The sequence below is a fragment of the Saccharopolyspora antibiotica genome (assembly GCF_047200635.1).
Lineage (GTDB): Bacteria > Actinomycetota > Actinomycetes > Mycobacteriales > Pseudonocardiaceae > Saccharopolyspora_C.
The window spans coordinates 24,176-42,691 of sequence record NZ_JBJZOI010000019.1 but is presented as its reverse complement, the minus strand read 5'-3'; the positions used below and the strand labels follow the sequence as shown (position 1 = coordinate 42,691).

General features: G+C 69.4%; 24 protein-coding genes. All 24 read right to left on the bottom strand.

The genetic code is table 11. The features are described 5' to 3' along the window. Window position 1 precedes the first annotated feature (1 nt). The gene (gene rpsE, locus ACL03H_RS16915; protein WP_184476393.1) at window positions 2–613 is read right to left on the bottom strand and encodes a 30S ribosomal protein S5; all 612 of its coding nucleotides are present in this window, start codon (window positions 611–613) and stop codon (window positions 2–4) included. 42 nt (window positions 614–655) lie between these two features. After that, on the bottom strand, window positions 656–1,060 hold the full coding sequence (gene rplR, locus ACL03H_RS16910) for a 50S ribosomal protein L18 (RefSeq protein ID WP_412812302.1): 405 nt from the start codon (window positions 1,058–1,060) through the stop codon (window positions 656–658). Window positions 1,061–1,062: 2 nt separating this feature from the next. Further along, a complete protein-coding gene (gene rplF / locus ACL03H_RS16905; RefSeq protein ID WP_412812210.1) occupies window positions 1,063–1,602 on the bottom strand; it encodes a 50S ribosomal protein L6 in 540 nt (179 codons plus the stop codon). Window positions 1,603–1,614: 12 nt separating this feature from the next. Next, window positions 1,615–2,013 (bottom strand): 30S ribosomal protein S8, encoded by a 399-nt coding sequence (gene rpsH / locus ACL03H_RS16900; RefSeq protein ID WP_184476384.1) that lies wholly within the window; start codon window positions 2,011–2,013, stop codon window positions 1,615–1,617. Between the two features lie 221 nt (window positions 2,014–2,234). Continuing rightward, window positions 2,235–2,420 carry a type Z 30S ribosomal protein S14 gene (locus ACL03H_RS16895; RefSeq protein WP_412812209.1) on the bottom strand — a complete coding sequence of 62 codons (186 nt, stop codon included), beginning with the start codon at window positions 2,418–2,420 and terminating at the stop codon, window positions 2,235–2,237. Window positions 2,421–2,462: 42 nt separating this feature from the next. After that, window positions 2,463–3,026: a 50S ribosomal protein L5 gene (rplE, locus tag ACL03H_RS16890; protein WP_412812208.1), complete on the bottom strand. Its 564-nt coding sequence runs from the start codon at window positions 3,024–3,026 to the stop codon at window positions 2,463–2,465. A 2-nt stretch (window positions 3,027–3,028) separates the two neighbouring features. Further along, on the bottom strand, window positions 3,029–3,343 hold the full coding sequence (rplX, locus tag ACL03H_RS16885) for a 50S ribosomal protein L24 (protein ID WP_412812207.1): 315 nt from the start codon (window positions 3,341–3,343) through the stop codon (window positions 3,029–3,031). Then, window positions 3,343–3,711: a 50S ribosomal protein L14 gene (rplN, locus tag ACL03H_RS16880; protein ID WP_412812206.1), complete on the bottom strand. Its 369-nt coding sequence runs from the start codon at window positions 3,709–3,711 to the stop codon at window positions 3,343–3,345. The genes rplX and rplN overlap by 1 nt, the downstream gene beginning before the upstream one ends. Window positions 3,712–3,850: 139 nt before the next feature. Further along, entirely contained in the window at window positions 3,851–4,132 is a 282-nt protein-coding gene (gene rpsQ / locus ACL03H_RS16875) for a 30S ribosomal protein S17 (protein ID WP_412812205.1), read from the bottom strand. Further along, window positions 4,129–4,371: a 50S ribosomal protein L29 gene (rpmC, locus tag ACL03H_RS16870; RefSeq protein ID WP_412812204.1), complete on the bottom strand. Its 243-nt coding sequence runs from the start codon at window positions 4,369–4,371 to the stop codon at window positions 4,129–4,131. Before rpmC ends, rpsQ begins: the two co-directional genes overlap by 4 nt. Beyond that, window positions 4,371–4,790, bottom strand: coding sequence for a 50S ribosomal protein L16 (gene rplP / locus ACL03H_RS16865; RefSeq protein ID WP_224956659.1), 420 nt, complete (start codon window positions 4,788–4,790; stop codon window positions 4,371–4,373). The genes rpmC and rplP overlap by 1 nt, the downstream gene beginning before the upstream one ends. A 3-nt stretch (window positions 4,791–4,793) precedes the next feature. Continuing rightward, window positions 4,794–5,693 carry a 30S ribosomal protein S3 gene (gene rpsC / locus ACL03H_RS16860; protein ID WP_412812203.1) on the bottom strand — a complete coding sequence of 300 codons (900 nt, stop codon included), beginning with the start codon at window positions 5,691–5,693 and terminating at the stop codon, window positions 4,794–4,796. Further along, window positions 5,693–6,106, bottom strand: coding sequence for a 50S ribosomal protein L22 (gene rplV, locus ACL03H_RS16855; RefSeq protein WP_412812202.1), 414 nt, complete (start codon window positions 6,104–6,106; stop codon window positions 5,693–5,695). The genes rpsC and rplV overlap by 1 nt, the downstream gene beginning before the upstream one ends. Before the next feature lie 32 nt (window positions 6,107–6,138). Then, window positions 6,139–6,420, bottom strand: coding sequence for a 30S ribosomal protein S19 (gene rpsS / locus ACL03H_RS16850; RefSeq protein WP_184476345.1), 282 nt, complete (start codon window positions 6,418–6,420; stop codon window positions 6,139–6,141). An 18-nt stretch (window positions 6,421–6,438) separates the two neighbouring features. Next, window positions 6,439–7,272 (bottom strand): 50S ribosomal protein L2, encoded by an 834-nt coding sequence (gene rplB, locus ACL03H_RS16845; protein WP_412812201.1) that lies wholly within the window; start codon window positions 7,270–7,272, stop codon window positions 6,439–6,441. A gap of 32 nt (window positions 7,273–7,304) precedes the next feature. Then, the gene (gene rplW / locus ACL03H_RS16840) at window positions 7,305–7,604 is read right to left on the bottom strand and encodes a 50S ribosomal protein L23 (protein ID WP_412812200.1); all 300 of its coding nucleotides are present in this window, start codon (window positions 7,602–7,604) and stop codon (window positions 7,305–7,307) included. After that, window positions 7,601–8,272: a 50S ribosomal protein L4 gene (rplD, locus tag ACL03H_RS16835; protein WP_412812199.1), complete on the bottom strand. Its 672-nt coding sequence runs from the start codon at window positions 8,270–8,272 to the stop codon at window positions 7,601–7,603. The genes rplW and rplD overlap by 4 nt, the downstream gene beginning before the upstream one ends. Then, complete coding sequence (gene rplC / locus ACL03H_RS16830) at window positions 8,272–8,922, bottom strand: 50S ribosomal protein L3 (RefSeq protein ID WP_412812198.1); 651 nt, start codon at window positions 8,920–8,922, stop codon at window positions 8,272–8,274. Before rplC ends, rplD begins: the two co-directional genes overlap by 1 nt. Before the next feature lie 63 nt (window positions 8,923–8,985). Continuing rightward, window positions 8,986–9,291 carry a 30S ribosomal protein S10 gene (gene rpsJ, locus ACL03H_RS16825; RefSeq protein WP_009948626.1) on the bottom strand — a complete coding sequence of 102 codons (306 nt, stop codon included), beginning with the start codon at window positions 9,289–9,291 and terminating at the stop codon, window positions 8,986–8,988. A 612-nt stretch (window positions 9,292–9,903) separates the two neighbouring features. Next, a complete protein-coding gene (gene tuf, locus ACL03H_RS16820) occupies window positions 9,904–11,097 on the bottom strand; it encodes an elongation factor Tu (RefSeq protein WP_412812197.1) in 1,194 nt (397 codons plus the stop codon). A 160-nt stretch (window positions 11,098–11,257) separates the two neighbouring features. Further along, window positions 11,258–13,360: an elongation factor G gene (fusA, locus tag ACL03H_RS16815; RefSeq protein WP_412812196.1), complete on the bottom strand. Its 2,103-nt coding sequence runs from the start codon at window positions 13,358–13,360 to the stop codon at window positions 11,258–11,260. A gap of 76 nt (window positions 13,361–13,436) precedes the next feature. Further along, window positions 13,437–13,907, bottom strand: coding sequence for a 30S ribosomal protein S7 (gene rpsG, locus ACL03H_RS16810; protein ID WP_412812195.1), 471 nt, complete (start codon window positions 13,905–13,907; stop codon window positions 13,437–13,439). Continuing rightward, window positions 13,907–14,281, bottom strand: coding sequence for a 30S ribosomal protein S12 (gene rpsL, locus ACL03H_RS16805; protein WP_009948619.1), 375 nt, complete (start codon window positions 14,279–14,281; stop codon window positions 13,907–13,909). Before rpsL ends, rpsG begins: the two co-directional genes overlap by 1 nt. A gap of 658 nt (window positions 14,282–14,939) precedes the next feature. Continuing rightward, window positions 14,940–18,377: an ADP-ribosylglycohydrolase family protein gene (locus ACL03H_RS16800; RefSeq protein WP_412812194.1), complete on the bottom strand. Its 3,438-nt coding sequence runs from the start codon at window positions 18,375–18,377 to the stop codon at window positions 14,940–14,942. Between the last annotated feature and the right edge of the window lie 139 nt (window positions 18,378–18,516).

Below are 18,516 nucleotides of genomic sequence, written 5' to 3'. Positions count from 1 at the left end.
GTCACGCCCCCTGACCGGCACGGGCACGCAGCATGAACGCCGGAGCCACGTCCTCCAGCGGCAGACCGCGGCGGGCCGCGACCTCCTCCGGACGCTGCAGGCTCTTCAGCGCCGCCACGGTGGCGTGCACGATGTTGATCGGGTTGTCGCTGCCCAGCGACTTGCTCAGCACGTCGTGCACGCCGGCTCCTTCGAGCACCGCGCGCACCGGGCCACCGGCGATGACACCGGTACCGGCGCTGGCCGGGCGCAGCATGACGACGCCCGCGGCGTCCTCACCCTGGACCGGGTGCGTGATCGTGCCACCGAGGCGGGGGACGCGGAAGAAGTTCTTCTTCGCCTCCTCCACGCCCTTGGCGATCGCCGCGGGCACTTCCTTGGCCTTGCCGTAACCGACACCGACCATGCCGTCGGTGTCACCGACGACCACGAGCGCGGTGAAGCTGAAGCGCCGGCCGCCCTTGACGACCTTCGCGACGCGATTGATCGTCACGACGCGCTCGAACTGCATGCTCTTCTCTTGGGCCGCCCCGCCACGGCCACCGTCGCGGCGGTCCCGGCGGTCTTTGCCGCCGGACTCCGAACCGCCGTCACGCCGAGTGCGTCCAGGCATCAGGCGTCCCTCTCGATCGTTGTCATCTCAGTCGTACGCATGTCAGAACTCCAGGCCGCCCTCGCGGGCGGCATCGGCCAGCGCCGCGACGCGGCCGTGGTAGGCGTTGCCACCCCGGTCGAACACGACCTTCTCGACACCGGCTTCCTTGGCGCGAGCCGCGACGAGCTCGCCCACCTTGGTCGCCTTGGCCTTCTTGTCGCCCTCGAGGGTGCGCAGGTCGGCTTCCATGCTGGAGGCCGACGCCAGCGTGTGACCCGCGACGTCGTCGATGACCTGCGCGACGATGTGCCGCGTGGACCGGGTCACGACCAGGCGCGGACGCGCCGGCGTGCCGCTGATCTTCTTGCGAAGCCGGAAGTGCCGGTTGGCACGGGCGATCCGACGCACGGTCGAGATGTCCTTGCCCACGGGCTTGCGCTTCGTAGCAGTGGTTGTCTCGCTCATGGTCACTTACCCGTCTTTCCGACCTTGCGGCGGATGGTCTCGCCGGCGTACCGGACGCCCTTGCCCTTGTACGGGTCGGGGCGGCGCAGCTTGCGGATCCTGGCAGCGATCTCGCCGACCAGCTGCTTGTCGATGCCCTTGACCGACAGCTTGGTCGCGCCCTCTGTCGCGAACTCGATGCCCTGCGGCGGCTCGATCACGATGGGGTGGCTGTAGCCCAGGGAGAACTCCAGGTTCGATCCCTTGAGCAGCACGCGGTAGCCGACGCCGTGGATCTCCAGGTCCTTCTGGTAACCCTTGCTGACGCCGAGCACCATGTTGTTGACCAGGCTGCGCGACAGACCGTGCAGCGAGCGGCTCTCGCGCTCGTCGTCCGGCCGCTTGACCAGAACGGACCCGTCATCGTCCTTCTCGACGATGATCGGCTCGGCGATGCGCTGCTCCAAGGTGCCCTTGGGGCCCTTGACCGTCACCGCCTGGCCGTCGATGGTGACCTCGACTCCGGAGGGCACGGTGATCGGAAGCTTCCCGATGCGCGACATGCTCCTCCTCCCTTACCACACGTAGGCGAGGACTTCTCCGCCCACGCCCTGCTTGATGGCCTGCCGGTCGGTCACCAGACCACCCGACGTCGAAATGATCGCGATGCCCAAGCCGCCGAGAACCTTCGGCAGGTTCGTGGACTTCGCGTAGACCCGCAGACCGGGCTTGGAGACCCGCCGCAGGCCGGCGATGCTGCGCTCCCGGTTCGGGCCGTACTTGAGCTCGACGACGAGGTTCTGCCCCTTTTCGCCCTGCTCGGCACGGGAACCCGTCACGTAACCCTCGCGCTTGAGGATTTCGGCGATGTTCGCCTTGAGCTTCGAGTGCGGCATCACGACCTCGTCGTGGTATGCCGAGCTTCCATTCCGCAGACGCGTCAGCATGTCTGCGATGGGATCGGTCATCGTCATGGTGACCTGGTCCACCTTTCTCACCCGGTTCCGACGGACCCGGACGCACCCCGCGGTGCGGGAGGTCTGGATCCTGGCCTAGGCGAAGTCGGATCACGCCTGCCGATCGGCAGGCCACGTCAGTGGCGCGCAGCAGCGCGCCGACCCGCCGGAGCGGGTGAAAGTCCTGGTGATGCCCGCCGAGCGTACCCGTGACCGGGAAGAGCTCGGCGGGCGGGCACTCACCAGGAAGACTTGCTCACGCCCGGCAGCTCGCCGGCGTGCGCCATCTCGCGGAGGCACACGCGGCACAGGCCGAACTTGCGGAACACCGACCGCGGACGCCCGCAGCGCTGGCAGCGGGTGTAACCGCGCACCTTGAACTTCGGCTTGCGCGCGGCCTTGTTGATCAGCGCCTTCTTGGCCATCGGCTCAGTTCTCCTTGTTTCGACGCCCAGCGATACCCGACATCACTGCTCCTTGAACGGGAAGCCCAGGTGGCGCAGCAGCCGCCGGCCTTCCTCATTGGTGGTGGCCGTGGTCACCACGGTGATGTCCATACCGCGAGGACGGTCGATCGAGTCGGGGTCGATCTCGTGGAACATCGACTGCTCGTTGAGCCCGAAGGTGTAGTTGCCGTTGCCGTCGAACTGCTTCGGCGACAGACCGCGGAAGTCCCGGATGCGCGGCAGCGCGATGGTGACCAGGCGGTCGACGAACTCCCACATGCGGTCGCCGCGCAGCGTGACGCGCGCACCGATCGGCATGCCCTCGCGCAGCTTGAACTGCGCGATGGACTTGCGGGCCCGGCGGATCTCGGGGCGCTGACCGGTGATCGTGGTCAGGTCGCGGACCGCGCCCTCGATGAGCTTGCTGTCCCGCGCGGCGTCGCCGACACCCATGTTGACGACGACCTTGACCACGCCGGGCACCAGCATCGGGTTCGGGTACTCGAACTCCTGGAGCAGGGCCGGGCGGATCTCGTCGCGGTACCGGGTCTTGAGCCGGGGGACGATCTTCTCCGTGGTAGTCATGATCAGATGTCCTTCCCGTTGCGGCGGGAGATGCGGACCTTCTTGCCGTCCTCGCCGAACCGGTAGCCCACGCGGGTGGGGGTGCCGTCGGAGTCGACCACCATCACGTTGCTCACGTGGATGGGCGCCTCCTGGGTGACGATGCCGCCGGACTGGGCACCACGCTCGGTCCGGGAGACCTTCGTGTGCTTCTTGATCCGGTTCACGCCCTCGACCAGGACGCGCTCGCGCTGCGGGTAGGCCGCGATGACCTTGCCCCGGGCACCCTTGTCCTTGCCGGAGATCACGACGACGGTGTCGCCCTTCTTGATCTTCATCACAGCACCTCCGGCGCGAGCGAAATGATCTTCATGTACTTCTTGTCGCGCAGCTCGCGGCCGACCGGGCCGAAGATGCGGGTACCGCGGGGACCCCCGTCGGTCTTGAGCAGCACCGCGGCGTTCTCGTCGAACCGGATGTACGAGCCATCCGCGCGGCGCTTCTCCTTCTTCTGCCGGACGACGACGGCCTTGACCACATCGCCCTTCTTCACGCCGGCACCCGGAATGGCTTCCTTGACGGTGGCGACGATGACGTCACCGATACCCGCGTAACGCCGACCAGAACCACCGAGAACCCGGATCGTGAGGATCTCCTTGGCCCCAGTGTTGTCGGCGACGCGAAGTCGCGACTCCTGCTGGATCACGTCTGACTCCTGACCCTAAGTGCCCGCACCCTGCTGCGCGGGCACACTCTGGCGCGCCAAATTTCCGACCTGACGCGCGCGGTCACCACCGGCAGCGGGCCGGTCCCCGAAACCGGCGACCGGCCCGCGTCCGATGTCCTTACTTGGCCCGCTCCACGACCTCGACGAGGCGCCAGCGCTTCGTCGCCGACAGCGGACGGGTCTCCATCAGGAGGACCCGGTCGCCGACACCGGCCGTGTTGGACTCGTCGTGCGCCTTGACCTTGGTGGTCTGGCGCATGACCTTGCCGTACAGGGCGTGCTTCTTGCGGTCCTCCAGGGACACCACGATCGTCTTGTCCATCTTGTTGGACACGACGTAGCCCTCGCGGGTCTTGCGGTAGTTCCGCGCGACACCCTTGCTCTCGGTCTCGCTGCTCATGCCGCGCCCTCCTCGGTCGCGTCAGGGGACACCGTCAGCCCGAGCTCGCGCTCGCGCATGATGGTGTAGATGCGGGCGATGTCCCTGCGGACCACGCGCAACCGGCGGTTGTTCTCCAACTGCCCGGTCGCCATCTGGAAGCGAAGGTTGAACAGCTCTTCCTTCGACTCCCGGACGCGCGACAGCAGTTCGTCGTCGCTCAGTTCCCGGAGCTCACCAGCGGTGACACCAGCGGCCATCAGAAGTCACCACCCTCGCGGGACACGATCTTGCACTTCATCGGCAGCTTGTGCGCCGCACGGGTCAGCGCCTCCACAGCCGTCTTCTTGTTCGGGAAGTTCAGCTCGAACATGACCCGACCGGGCTTGACGTTCGCCACCCAGGACTCCGGGGAGCCCTTACCGGAACCCTGACGGGTCTCCGCCGGCTTCTTGGTCAGCGGGCGGTCCGGGAAGATGTTGATCCAGACCTTGCCACCGCGCTTGACGTGCCGGGTGATCGCGATACGAGCCGACTCGATCTGGCGGTTGGTCACGTAGCCGTGCTCGATCGCCTGGATGCCGTACTCGCCGAAGTTGATCCGGGTGCCGCCCTTGGCGAAGCCCTTGCGCTTCGGTGCGTGGCTCTTGCGCCACTTCACCCTGCGTGGGACCAGCACTGCTCAGCCCTCCGTCTTCTGATCGGCCTGCGGCTCGGCCACGGCCGGGGCGTTGGCGGTCGCCGCGTCGCCCGCGGTCTGCGCCTGCTCCGGGCTCTCCGCCGATCCGCCCTTGGCTGCGGCGCGGCCGGCCTCGGTGCCTCCGGCACCCGTGGTGCCCGAAGCGCCGGAACGGCGACGGCCACCGCGCTCGGCACGGCCACCGCGCTCACCGCGGCCGCCGCCCTCGCCGCGAGGCGCGCGCACCTCGGACTCCTGCTGCTTCTGCTTCAGGCCGCCGACCAGCTCGCCCTTGTAGATCCACACCTTGACGCCGATGCGACCGAACGTGGTGCGGGCCTCGAAGAAGCCGTAGTCGATGTCCGCGCGCAGCGTGTGCAGCGGGACGCGACCCTCGCGGTAGAACTCGGAGCGGGACATCTCGGCCCCGCCCAGACGACCGCCGCACTGCACCCGGATGCCCTTGACCTGCGGCGAGCGCATGGCCGACTGGATGGCCTTGCGCATCGCGCGCCGGAAGGACACGCGGTTGGACAGCTGCTCGGCCACGCCCTGCGCGACGAGCTGGGCGTCCGCCTCGGAGTTCTTGACCTCGAGGATGTTGAGCTGGACCTGCTTGCCGGTCAGCTTCTCCAGCGAACCGCGAATGCGGTCCGCTTCGGCACCACGGCGGCCGATGACGATGCCCGGCCGGGCGGTGTGAATGTCCACCCGGACCCGCTCGCGGGTGCGCTCGATCTCCACCTTCGAGATCCCGGCGCGCTCCATACCGCGAGAGAGCCGACGGCGGATCTTGACGTCCTCCGCAACGTACTCCGCGTACTGCTTGTCGGCGTACCACCGGGACTTCCAGTCCGTGGTGATGCCGAGACGGAAGCCGTGCGGGTTGATCTTCTGACCCACTACCGGGCACTCCCCTTCTGGCTCTTCGTCTTACCGGCCGCCTTCGGCCGCGACTCCACCTCGATGGTGATGTGCGCGGTCCGCTTGCGAATCCGGTACGCACGGCCCTGGGCACGGGGCTGGAACCGCTTCAGCGTCGGTCCCTCGTCCACGTACGCCCGGTGCACCCACAGGGTGTCGGGGTCGAGCGACTGGTTGTTCTCCGCGTTGGCGACGGCACTGGCGAGCACCTTCGACACCGGACCGCTGGCGGCCTGCGGCGCGAACTGGAGCACTGCCAGGGCTTCGCTGGCGCTACGGCCCTTGATGAGCTCGACCACGCGACGGGCCTTCATCGGCGTCACGCGGACGAAGCGGGCCCGCGCCACCGCGCGGTCGTTCGCCGCCGCGGTGTCGTCGGAACGGGCTGTCATCCTGCTACCCCTTGCTCTTGGTTCGCCCCCGCTCAGCGGCGGCGCGACTTCCGGTCATCCTTGACGTGGCCCTTGAAGGTCCTCGTCGGCGCGAACTCGCCCAGCTTGTGGCCGACCATCGACTCGGTGACGAACACCGGGATGTGCTTGCGGCCGTCGTGCACCGCGAAGGTGTGGCCCAGCATGTCCGGGATGATCGTGGACCGGCGGGACCAGGTCTTGATCACGGTCTTCTTGCCCGACTCGTTCAGCGCGTCCACCTTCTTGAGCAGGTGGTCGTCCACGAACGGGCCCTTCTTCAGGCTGCGTGGCATGTGCTTCTACCTCCCTGCTCAGCGCTTCTTGCCGGTGCGACGGCGCCGGACGATGAGCTTGTCACTGGGCTTGTTGCGGCGGGTGCGACCCTCGGGGCGGCCCTTGGGGTTGACCGGGTGGCGACCACCGGAGGTCTTGCCCTCACCACCACCGTGCGGGTGGTCGACCGGGTTCATGACGACACCGCGGACGGTCGGGCGCTTGCCCTTCCACCGCATCCGGCCGGCCTTGCCCCAGTTGATGTTCGAGTGCTCGGAGTTGCCGACCTCGCCGATGCTGGCGCGACAGCGGACGTCCACGTTGCGGATCTCGCCCGAGGGCATCCGCAGCTGGGCGTACGGACCGTCCTTGGCCACCAGCTGAACCCGGGCACCGGCGGACCGCGCGATCTTGGCGCCGCCACCGGGGCGGAGCTCGATCGCGTGGATCACGGTGCCGGTCGGGATGTTGCGCAGCGGCAGGTTGTTGCCGGGCTTGATGTCAGCCCGCGGCCCGCTCTCGATCCGGTCGCCCTGCTTCACACCGTTCGGCGCGATGATGTAGCGCTTCTCGCCGTCCAGGTAGTGCAGGAGCGCGATGCGCGCGCTGCGGTTCGGGTCGTACTCGATGTGCGCGACCTTGGCCGGCACACCGTCCTTGTCGTTGCGGCGGAAGTCGATGACGCGGTAAGCGCGCTTGTGGCCACCGCCCTGGTGCCGCGTCGTGATCTTGCCGTGCGCGTTGCGACCGCCGCGACCGTGCAGCGGGCGCACCAGCGACTTCTCCGGCTCCGACCGGGTGATCTCGGCGAAGTCGGACACGCTGGAACCGCGACGGCCCGGCGTCGTCGGCTTGTGCTTGCGAATGCCCATCTCTGTAGAAACCTCGTCCTAATCAGCGCCGGTCAGGCGGCCGGTCCGCCGAAGATCTCGATCGGCTTGCTCTCCGGGGACAGCGTCACGATCGCGCGCTTGGTGTCCTTGCGCTTGCCGTACCCGGTGCGGGTGCGCTTGCGCTTGCCCTCGCGGTTGATCGTGTTCACGTTGGTGACCTTGACATCGAAGATCTTCTCAACGGCGATCTTGATCTCGGTCTTGTTCGAGCCGGGGCGCACCAGGAAGGTGTACTGGCCCTCCTCCAAGAGCGCGTAGCTCTTCTCGGAGATCACCGGCGCCAGGATGATGTCTCGCGGGTCGGGGATCACTGCTGTGCCTCCTCAGCGCTCGCGGCCTTCGCCGAGCCCTGCCGCTCACCGACGAACCGCTCGAACGCGGCCTTGCTGAACACCACGTCGTCGTTGACGAGCACGTCGTAGGTGTTGAGCTGGCCCTGGTCGATCAGTTCGACGTGCTGCAGGTTGCGCAGGCTCAGCCAGGAGTTGGCCTCTTCCACGCGGTTCAGCACGACCAGGACGCGCTTGGCCTCGGTCCAGTTGCGGACCGCGGTCTTGGCGGCCTTGGTCGAGGGCGACTCACCGCCGACGACGTGCGTCACGACGTGCAGCTGCCCGGCGCGAGCGCGGTCGGACAGCGCACCGCGCAGCGCGGCGGCCTTCATCTTCTTCGGGGTGCGCTGGGTGTAGTCCCGCGGCTGCGGGCCGTGCACCGTGCCACCACCGGTGAACTGGGGGGCCCGGATCGAGCCCTGACGGGCGTTGCCGGTGCCCTTCTGCCGGTACGGCTTCTTGCCGCCACCGGAGACCATGCCGCGAGTCTTCGTCGAGTGCGTGCCCTGGCGGATGGCGGCCAGCTGGGCCGTCACCACCTGGTGCATCAGGGCCACGTTGGCCTGCACGTCGAAGATCTCAGCGGGCAGCGTCACGCTGCCATCGGTCGCGCCGTCCGGGGTACGGACGTCCAGCGTCGCGCTCATCACGCACCACCCTTCGCGGGGCTCTTGACCAGAACCAGGCCGCCCTTGGGGCCGGGAACGGCACCCTTGATCAGCAGCAGGCCGGACTCGCCCTCCACCCGGTGAACCTTGAGGTTCTGGGTGGTGACGCGGTTCGTGCCCATCCGGCCCGCCATGCGCATGCCCTTGAACACGCGGCCCGGGGTGGCGCAGCCACCGATCGAGCCGGGCTTGCGGTGCACGGCCTGAGCACCGTGGCTCATCGGCTGGCGGTGGAAGCCGTGCCGCTTGATCGTGCCGGCGAAGCCCTTGCCCTTGCTGGTGCCGACCACGTCGACGACGGTGCCGGCCTCGAACACCTCAGCGGTGATCTCCTGGCCGACCTCGTACTCACCAGCGTCGGTGGTGCGCAGCTCCACCATGTGCCGCCGCGGCGTGACCCCGGCCTTGGTGAAGTGGCCGGTGCGCGGCTTGTTCACCTTGCGGGGATCGATGGCGCCGAACGCCAGCTGCACGGCGGCGTAGCCGTCCTTGTCGGGGGTACGGATCTGGGTGACCACGTTCGGCCCGGCCTGCACGACGGTCACCGGGACGACCCGGTTGTTCTCGTCGAAGACCTGGGTCATGCCGAGCTTGGTGCCCAGAATCCCCTTGATCTGCCTGTCAGACATCAGTCTTGTTCTCTCCGCACTACGGCCGGCCCGCGAACGGGCCGTCTCAAGATGGGCCGACCCTTACTGGATGTTCACGTCGACGCTGGCCGGCAGGTCGATGCGCATCAGCGCGTCCACCGTCTTCGGCGTCGGTTCGAGGATGTCGATGAGCCGCTTGTGCGTCCGCATCTCGAAGTGCTCCCGCGAGTCCTTGTACTTGTGCGGAGAGCGGATGACGCAGTAGACGTTCTTCTCCGTCGGCAGCGGCACCGGCCCGACGACCCGAGCGCCGGTGCGCGTCACGGTCTCGACGATCTTGCGCGCGGACGCGTCGATCGCCTCGTGGTCGTAGGCCTTGAGCCGGATGCGGATCTTCTGTCCCGCCATAGTGGCTTGCCGTTCCTCTAGTCTCGTGCCGCCAGTGGTCGGCGCTGCGGCGATCCGCAGCTGGTGCTGCGGACGGCGCCTGCGCGCCCGTGGGCTTCGGGTGCCCGTCGCGGCCTAGGCCGGTGAACTCCCGGCGGAATCACTTCCGCGCGGTGGGCTCAGCCCTCGGTCCGCCCCTGTTCAGGTTGCTGGTGCCCGGTACACGCGGTCGGGCGTGTCGCCCACTGCGCACAGACCGGTCCCATCGAACTCCGCCGCTGGGATGAGTCCGAGAGCTCCTCGCGAGGCTCCCTCGAAGACCCGTACACCTCTTGCTTTGCACCCTGCCGGACGGCGGTGCGGGAGAAATCCCGTCACAACGCCAAGGCCCGGTCGAAACCGGTCCTGCTCCGAAACTCCAGGGCGCAGGGCTTCTCGTGGCGGAGCGGCCGGGGTCCCTCCGAGGCGTTCCACGGAGAACCGGCCGCTCCGAACGAGCAACCCATACAGGATGACACACGTCGTGCGCCAGCCCGAATCCGGGGGGTGGGTTCCGGGCTCAGCGCTCGGCACCGAGCCCGGAAACCAGCGAGGGCCCGCCCCTTCGGAGAAGGAGCGGGCCCTCGCGTCAGATCACTTGATGATCTTGGTGACGCGGCCGGCACCGACGGTGCGGCCACCCTCGCGGATCGCGAAGCGGAGGCCGTCCTCCATCGCGATCGGCTGGATCAGCTGCACCGACATCTCGACGTTGTCGCCCGGCATGACCATCTCGGTGCCCTCGGGGAGGGTCACGACGCCGGTCACGTCGGTGGTGCGGAAGTAGAACTGCGGCCGGTAGTTGTTGAAGAACGGCGTGTGACGGCCACCGTCCTCCTTCGACCGGATGTAGACCTGGCACTCGAACTCGGTGTGCGGGGTCGTGGTCTTCGGCTTGACGACCACCATGCCGCGCTCGACGTCCTCGCGCTTGATGCCGCGGACGAGCAGACCGACGTTGTCACCGGCCTGGCCCTCGTCGAGCAGCTTGCGGAACATCTCGACGCCGGTGACCGTGGTCTTCAGCGCGGTGTCCTTGATGCCGACGAGCTCGACCTCTTCGTTGACCTTGACGATGCCGCGCTCGATCCGGCCGGTCACCACGGTGCCGCGACCGGTGATCGAGAAGACGTCCTCGACCGGCATCAGGAAGGGCTTGTCGGTCTCGCGCTCCGGGTCCGGAACGTTCTCGTCGACCGCGTCGAGCAGCTCGACGATCTTGTTCGACCACTCCGGGTCGCCCTCGAGCGCCTTGAGCGCGGAGACCCGGACGACCGGAGCGTCGTCGCCGTCGTAGTCCTCACCGGACAGCAGCTCGCGGACCTCCATCTCCACGAGCTCCATGATCTCCTCGTCGTCGACCATGTCGGCCTTGTTCAGCGCGACGAGGATGTAGGGCACACCGACCTGGCGAGCCAGCAGCACGTGCTCACGCGTCTGCGGCATCGGGCCGTCGGTGGCGGCCACCACCAGGATCGCCCCGTCCATCTGGGCGGCACCGGTGATCATGTTCTTCACGTAGTCGGCGTGACCGGGGGCGTCGACGTGCGCGTAGTGACGCTTCTCGGTCTGGTACTCGACGTGCGCGATCTGGATCGTGATGCCGCGCTGCTTCTCCTCGGGAGCCTTGTCGATCTCGTCGAACGGCGTGAAGGGGTTCAGCTCCGGGTACTTCTCGTGCAGCACCTTGGTGATGGCCGCGGTGAGCGTGGTCTTGCCGTGGTCAACGTGACCGATGGTCCCGATGTTGACGTGCGGCTTGTCCCTCTCGAACTTCGCCTTAGCCACTGGATTGTCCTCCTGGACTTAGTTCTCTTTCCGCCGTACGACTAGCCAGTCCCCGCGTTGCGCGAAGATTCAGTGCCAGGCGGAGTCCTGTCGGGTTTGGTAGCGGACGGCCGCGGCCTCGAGCACGAGGCCGAGCCGGCCGCCGCCGAACTACAGGGAATTACTCGCCCGTAGCCTTCGCGATGATCTCCTTCGCCACGTTCGCGGGAACCTCGGCGTAGGAGTCGAACACCATCGAGTAGTTGGCGCGCCCCTGCGTCTTGGAACGCAGGTCGCCGACGTACCCGAACATCTCGGACAACGGCACCTGCGCCTTGACGACGCGCGCACCGCTGCGCTCCTCCATGGCCTGGATCTGGCCACGGCGGGAGTTGAGGTCGCCGATGACATCGCCCATGTAGTCCTCGGGCGTGATCACCTCGACCGCCATCACCGGCTCGAGGATCGCCGGGGAGGCCTTCTGAGCGGCCTCCTTCAGCGCGATCGAACCAGCGACCTTGAACGCCATCTCCGAGGAGTCGACCTCGTGGTACTGGCCGTCGAGCAGGGTCATCTTGACGCCCACCAGCGGATAACCGGCCAGCACGCCGTACTGCATGGCGTCCTGCGCACCCTGGTCCACCGACGGGATGTACTCGCGCGGCACGCGACCACCGGTGACCTTGTTCTCGAACTCGTACGTCGCACTGTCCGCGGTCTGCTCGATCGGCGCGAGCGCGATGATGACGCGGGCGAACTGACCGGAACCACCGGTCTGCTTCTTGTGCGTGTACTCGTACTTCTCGACCGGCTTGCGGATGGTCTCGCGGTAGGCCACCTGCGGCTTACCGATGTTCGCCTCGACCTTGAAGTCGGACTTCATCCGGTTGACCAGGACTTCCAGGTGGAGCTCGCCCATGCCGGACAGGACCGTCTGACCGGTCTCCTCGTCGTGGTGGACGCGGAAGGTCGGGTCCTCCTCGGCGAGCTTCTGGATCGCCGTGGACAGCTTCTCCTGGTCGGCCTTCGTCTTCGGCTCGACCGCCACGTCGATGACCGGCTCCGGGAAGGTCATCGACTCCAGCACGATCGGGTTCTGCGGGTCGCAGAGGGTGTCACCGGTGGTGGTGTCCTTCAGACCGACGACCGCGTAGATGTGACCGGCCTGGGCCTCGTCGACCGGGTTCTCCTTGTTGGAGTGCATCTGGAAGAGCTTCCCGATGCGCTCCTTGCGCTCGCGGGTCGAGTTCATGACCTGCGAACCGGAGGAGAGCTTGCCGGAGTAGACGCGGATGTAGGTCAGCTTCCCGTAGAACGGGTGCACCGCGATCTTCGACACCAGCGCGGCGAACGGCTCATCGGTGCTGGGCTTGCGCTCGGCGGTGGTCTCGCCGTCCAGCAGCAGGCCCTGCACCGGCGGCACGTCCAGCGGCGCCGGCAGGTAGTCCACGACCGCGTCGAGCATGGGCTGCACGCCCTTGTTCTTGAACGCGGTGCCGCACAGCACCGGGAACGCGGAGCGCTCCACGGTCAGCTTGCGGATGCCACCCTTGATCTGCTCGGTGGTCAGCTCCTCGCCGCCGAAGTAGGCCTCCATGAGGGCCTCGTCGGTCTCGGCCACCGCCTCGATCAGCTGCTCGCGGTAGGACGCGGCGATCTCGGCGAGGTCCGCCGGGATCTCCTCGACCTCGTAGCTCTCGCCCTTCTTCACGTCACCGCGCCAGGTCAGCGCCTTCATGCTGACCAGGTCGACGACGCCCTGGAAGTCGGACTCCGAGCCGATGGGGAGCTGGAGCACCAGCGGAGTGGCGTGCAGCCGCTCGCGGATCGTCTTCACGGTGAAGTAGAAGTCCGCGCCGAGCTTGTCCATCTTGTTGACGAAGCAGATGCGCGGGACGTCGTACTTGTCCGCCTGCCGCCAGACCTGCTCGGACTGCGGCTCGACGCCTTCCTTGCCGTCGAACACCGCGACGGCACCGTCCAGGACGCGCAGCGAGCGCTCCACCTCGACCGTGAAGTCGACGTGCCCGGGGGTGTCGATGATGTTGATCTGGTAGTCGCCCCAGAAGGTCGTGGTAGCAGCCGAGGTGATCGTGATACCCCGCTTCTGCTCCTCTTCCATCCAGTCCATCGTCGCGGCGCCGTCGTGAACCTCGCCGAGCTTGTAGTTGATCCCCGTGTAGAAGAGGATGCGCTCGGTCGTGGTGGTCTTGCCCGCGTCGATGTGGGCCATGATGCCGATGTTGCGGACCTTCGTGAGGTCCGTCAGCACGTCGCGTGCCACGAGTTTCTTCCCCGTTCCTACAGCAGATGCAAGCCGTCGAATCGGTGGGCCGAGGCGGGCAGGAGCCGACCCGACGTCACCAGCGGTAGTGCGCGAAGGCCTTGTTGGACTCCGCCATCTTGTGAGTGTCTTCGCGCTTCTTGACGCTCGCGCCCAGACCGTTGCTGGCGTCGAGCAGCTCGTTCATGAGGCGCTCGACCATGGTCTTCTCGCGGCGCGCCCGCGAGTAGGTGACCAGCCAGCGCAGGGCCAGCGTCGTGGAGCGGCCGGCGCGGACCTCGATCGGCACCTGGTAGGTCGCGCCACCCACGCGGCGGCTGCGGACCTCCAGGGTCGGCTTCACGTTGTCCAGCGCACGCTTGAGCGTGACCACCGGGTCGGTGCCGGTCTTCTCCCGAGCGCCTTCCATCGCCGCGTACACGATCTTCTCGGCCAGCGAGCGCTTGCCGTCGACGAGGACCTTGTTCACCAGCTGGGTGACCAGCGGCGATGCGTACACGGGATCGGCGTTGAGCGGCCGCTTCGGGGCCGGACCCTTGCGGGGCATCAGCTCTTCTCCTTCTTCGCGCCGTACCGGCTGCGAGCCTGCTTGCGGTTCTTCACACCCTGGGTGTCAGCGGACCCGCGGATGATCTTGTAGCGCACGCCGGGGAGGTCCTTCACGCGGCCGCCGCGAACCAGGACGATCGAGTGCTCCTGGAGGTTGTGCCCCTCGCCCGGAATGTAGGCCGTGACCTCGATGCCGCTGGTGAGCTTGACACGGGCGACCTTGCGCAGTGCCGAGTTGGGCTTCTTCGGGGTGGTGGTGTACACGCGGGTGCACACGCCACGCCGCTGCGGGCTCCCCTTGAGCGCCGCGGTCTTGGTCTTCGCGACCTTGTCCTGGCGGCCCTTACGGACCAGCTGCTGGATGGTGGGCATGGACCGGCTTTCTCTTGAGCGTTCGCGTCTTCGTGGTTGCTCTCGCCCGGCGGCGCTCGCACACGTCGGCGTCCGGGCACGTGCCCTGGCGCCGAGCACCTGGCAGGCACTGTTTACTTGGGACTCCCCCGCACCACGAGGTCGGGCGTGTCGCCCACTCCCCGGCCTTGCGGCGCTGGTGGGGCCCCGCGGGAGCGCACCGACAGGAACGAACCCGATGGTTGTCAGGAGAGTTCCGCACGGCCCATGTCCGCGATCACGACCACCGGAGCGGTCACTGGTCACGCACGGGCATACGGACCGACCCGATAGCTTTCGGGTCCGATAAGCAAAGATACCCGCCCCGTTCTGAGGGGGTCAAAACGGGGTCCCCAAGACCTGCTCGATCTTCCCCGCAGCCGCCGCGGACCGAGCTAGTGGTGTGGTGTTCTTCGCGACCTTACCGGCGCTGGCAAGCGCCGTCAGCGCACGATCGGGCGGCCCGCGCAGCGCCTCCCCGCGCACCCCGGACGACCTGCCGGTCCCGGTCCGGCCAGGTCCCCGACCGGGGGCCGAGCGCGGCGGGGCGGTCGTCCTCGGCCGGGCATGCCTCGCGCGGCCTGCCCCGGTCGCCCGGAGGCGTCCCGGGCGTGACCGCGACGACAGCGCTCCCCCCGGGTCAGCCCTCGCCGTCGTAGGCGGGCTGCGGGCTCTGGATGCGGCGCGGCGCGGGCTTCGGCGCGGGGAAGGCGGCCAGCGGTTCCGGGTCCGCGTCGGGCGCCCGAGGCGGAGCCGGCTCGGCCCGCTGCGGTTCCGCCCCGACCGCGGGCAGCAGCGCGGTCGGGGGGTCTCCCGAATCGTGCTCGGCAGCGACCGGCGCGGACCCGGGCAGCGGGCGCACCGGGTAGCGCTCGTCCCACTCCTCGTCGGCGGGCCGTTCGCTCATCGGCTCCGGGTCGTCGGGGTCGCGGACCAGGGAATCGCCGAACTCGGCCACGCAGTCGAGCGCCATCTGCTCCACCACGTCGCGCAGCTCCAGGTCGGCGAGCCAGCCGACCGGGAGTCCGCTGACCCCGATCAGGGCCCCGACGATGTTGCCGCAGATCGCACCGGTGGAGTCGCTGTCGCCGTCGTGGTGGACCGCGATGCGCAGCGCCTCGCTCACGTCGTCCCCGCCGGCCAGCGCCCCGCAGACCGCGATCGCCAGGGCCTGCTCGCCGACCCAACCGCCGCCCAGGTTCTCGGCGATGTCAACCGGGCTCGGCCGGCCCCGCTCGGCCAGCTCCACCGCCTGCTTGAGCAGGGCGCTCGTCTCCTCGTGCCCCTCCCAGGTCTCCAGCACCTGCAGGGCCAGCCAGACGCCGTCGTCGAGGGTCTGCCCGAGCAGCGCCTGCTGCACGATCACCGCCAGCGCACCCGCCGACAGGTAGCCGGAGGGGTGGCTGTGGGTGAGCGCGGCGGCCCGCGCGGCCAGCTCGAAGGCCACCGGCGGATCCGGCGAGTACAGCGCCATCGGGGCCGCGCGCATCACGCCGCCGCAGCCCTTCGAGTCGTTGATCGGCTCGCTGATCGACCCCGCCGCGTGGCCGTCGCCGAAGCGCGTCAGCGCGCGGAAGATCGTCTTGCCGGGCGCGCGGGTGGCGAACAGCCCGGGGACCTCGACCAGCCAGCCGTCGGGCTCCGGGTAGACCGATCGGAACGGGCCCGCGGCCGCCTCCCACTCGACGCCCTGGGTGTGCAGCCAGCGCTGGTAGGCGAGCTGGAGCTCCGGCAGCGGATCGGTGGCGCCGAGGGTGCGCCGGGCGATGCCGCCCCGGATCAGGCCCTCCGCGCCGAACAGCGTCATCTGGGTGTCGTCGGTGATCGCACCCTGCACCCCGTACGCCTCGCGCAGGCCCTGCGGGCCCGCCGGACCGAACCGCTCGGTGATCTTCTCGGCGGGGACGAACTCCAGGTCGGATCCCAGCGCATCGCCGAGCGCGCCGCCGAGGAAGCAGCCCAGCACCCGCTCGGTCAACGAGGGCGCGACCTCGTCGACGGCCTCGGACTTGGCGTGTCCGCCGGGCTTCGCGGTGCGGGGCTCGGGCGCGGAGTGCTCCGGCGCGACCGCGCGGTGCGCCGGTTCCTCGTGCTCGGCGGCCGGGTCGGACCGCGCGGCGGTGTCCACCTCGTCCTCCCCCGCGTCGCCGCCGACGGGGAACCGCCCGGTGTCCTCGACCGCCGGGTGATCGCTGTCGGCATCGGGGAACTCGGCGAACTCCTCCGCGGTCTCGGTCGGCCAGGAGTCGCCCTCCCCGGGAGATCGGTCGGAGGGCTGCTCCGGCGGCTCGTGCGGCTCCGGCGGCTCGGGGTCCTGGTGCTCGGCGAGCTGCGGCCCGTCCGACCGGACGGCGCCCGACTCGGCGACCTCGGCCGAGGCGGTCTCGGACGGGAGGGGCTCGGGCGGGAGCGGCTCGGGCGGGAGGGGCTCGGGCGGGGAGGCGGGGATGCGGCCCGCCTCCTCCGGGCGCAGCGAGACGAGCTTCGCCAGCCGGGCGAGCTCCTCGCGGTCGGTGCGATCGGTGGAGAGCGCGAACCCGCCCTTGCCGAAGTCCGGCATCGGACGGGCCTCGTCGGCGTCCGACGCCCGCTCGTCCTCCGGCTCGCCGCGCTGGTGCCCGTTGAGCAGCGAGAGGTCGGTGCGATCGGTGACCTGGCCGAAGGCGTCCGCGGGCCGCGCGGGCTCGGGCCGCTCCTCGACCGCACCGGTCTCGGCGAACTCCAGGGCGTCCGCGCGGGTCTCGATCCGGCTCAGGTCGATGATCATCGTGGGGTCGTTGCTGCCGTCCACCGGGCGCACCGGCTCCGGACCCCGGCCGCTGTCCACCGTGGTCACCGGCTCGGGCCGTGCGGTGCCCAGCTCCACCGGCCCGGCCGCGCCGCGGCGCGGATCGCCGACGTAGCGCTGCGCCCACTTCGGCAGCGGCGGCGGAGGCGGAGGCGGCGCGAAGGCCTCGGCGGCGTCCGCGCACAACGTCTCGATGATGTCGCCGAGCTCCAGCTCCTCGCGCCACCGGACCGGGATCGCGTCCGGCCCGTGCAGGGCGCCCGCGAGCTGCCCCGCCATCGCGCCGGTGACGCTGCTGTCCGCGGACACGTTGACCGCCATCACGACGGCCTCCGCGAAGCTCCCGGTCGCCGCGACCGAGGCCAGCGCCGTTCCCAGCTCACCCGGCTTGTGCTCGGTGTCGAACTCGGCGTCCAGCTCGGCGGGGTGCGGGCGGCGCCCGTCGCGCGTCGCGAACATCGCGGCGTGCACCGCGCGGCGCACCGCGGCCGGACCCTCCGCCCCGGTGTGCAGCGAGCTCAGCCGCGCGTCGGCGAGCCCCACCGCGTCCCACAGGCCGATGTCCCCCTGGATCAGCTGCGCCAGGACGTCGGCGTGGAAACCGGCCGCGCCCTGCACGTTGAGGTCGTCGGTGAGCAACCGGGCCACGTCGGCCCCGGCCGCGAACACCCGGTCCTCCGAGGTGCTCCACACCATCGTCGGCGCCGCCCACACCGCGCAGTCGGCGAACCCGGGGCGCACCAGCGGGCCGAACCGGGAGTCGTGGGTGGTCTGCGCGGGCGGCTGCGCGGCGAGCCTGCCCAGCCCGGACAGCGCGCCACCGGCGGGATTCCTGGTGGAGAACAGCTCCGGCGTCTCCAGCAGCCAGCCGCTCGGCTCCGGGTGCGTCTGCAGGTGGCCCGACATCGCGTACTCCCAGGGCACGCCCTGGGTGTAGAGCCAGCGCAGGTGGTTCGTGCGGACCACCGGGGTCGGCAGCCACTCCGCGGACTCGCCGTTGACGGCCCGCGCGCGCAGCAAGGCCTCCAGGGTGAACACCGCGAGCTGGGTCAGCTCGGTGGCCCCGCCGCGGCTGCCGAACACCGGCAGGTAGTCCGCGACCCCCTGCTTGCCGAACCAGTGCTGGATGTCCCAGGCCGTGCGGGTGCGCACCCCCGCGCCCAGCGCGTCGCCCACGGCGCCGCCGAGCAGCGCGCCGCGGAACCGGTCCGCCCAGTTCAGCGGGCGCGGCTCTCGTCGCGAGACGGCCGAGCCGTGCCTGTTCGCGAACCACGAGGTGTCACCGGTCATCCCCAGTCTCCTGTCGGGTCACCGTGCGGGGCAGCCACCCCGCGACGCGGCGGTCGCGGGAGGTCGGTCGCCGGGGCCGCCGCGTCACCGCGGCGAATCCGTCCGAGCACCTCCCGGACGCGGCGACGCTCCGGTGGAG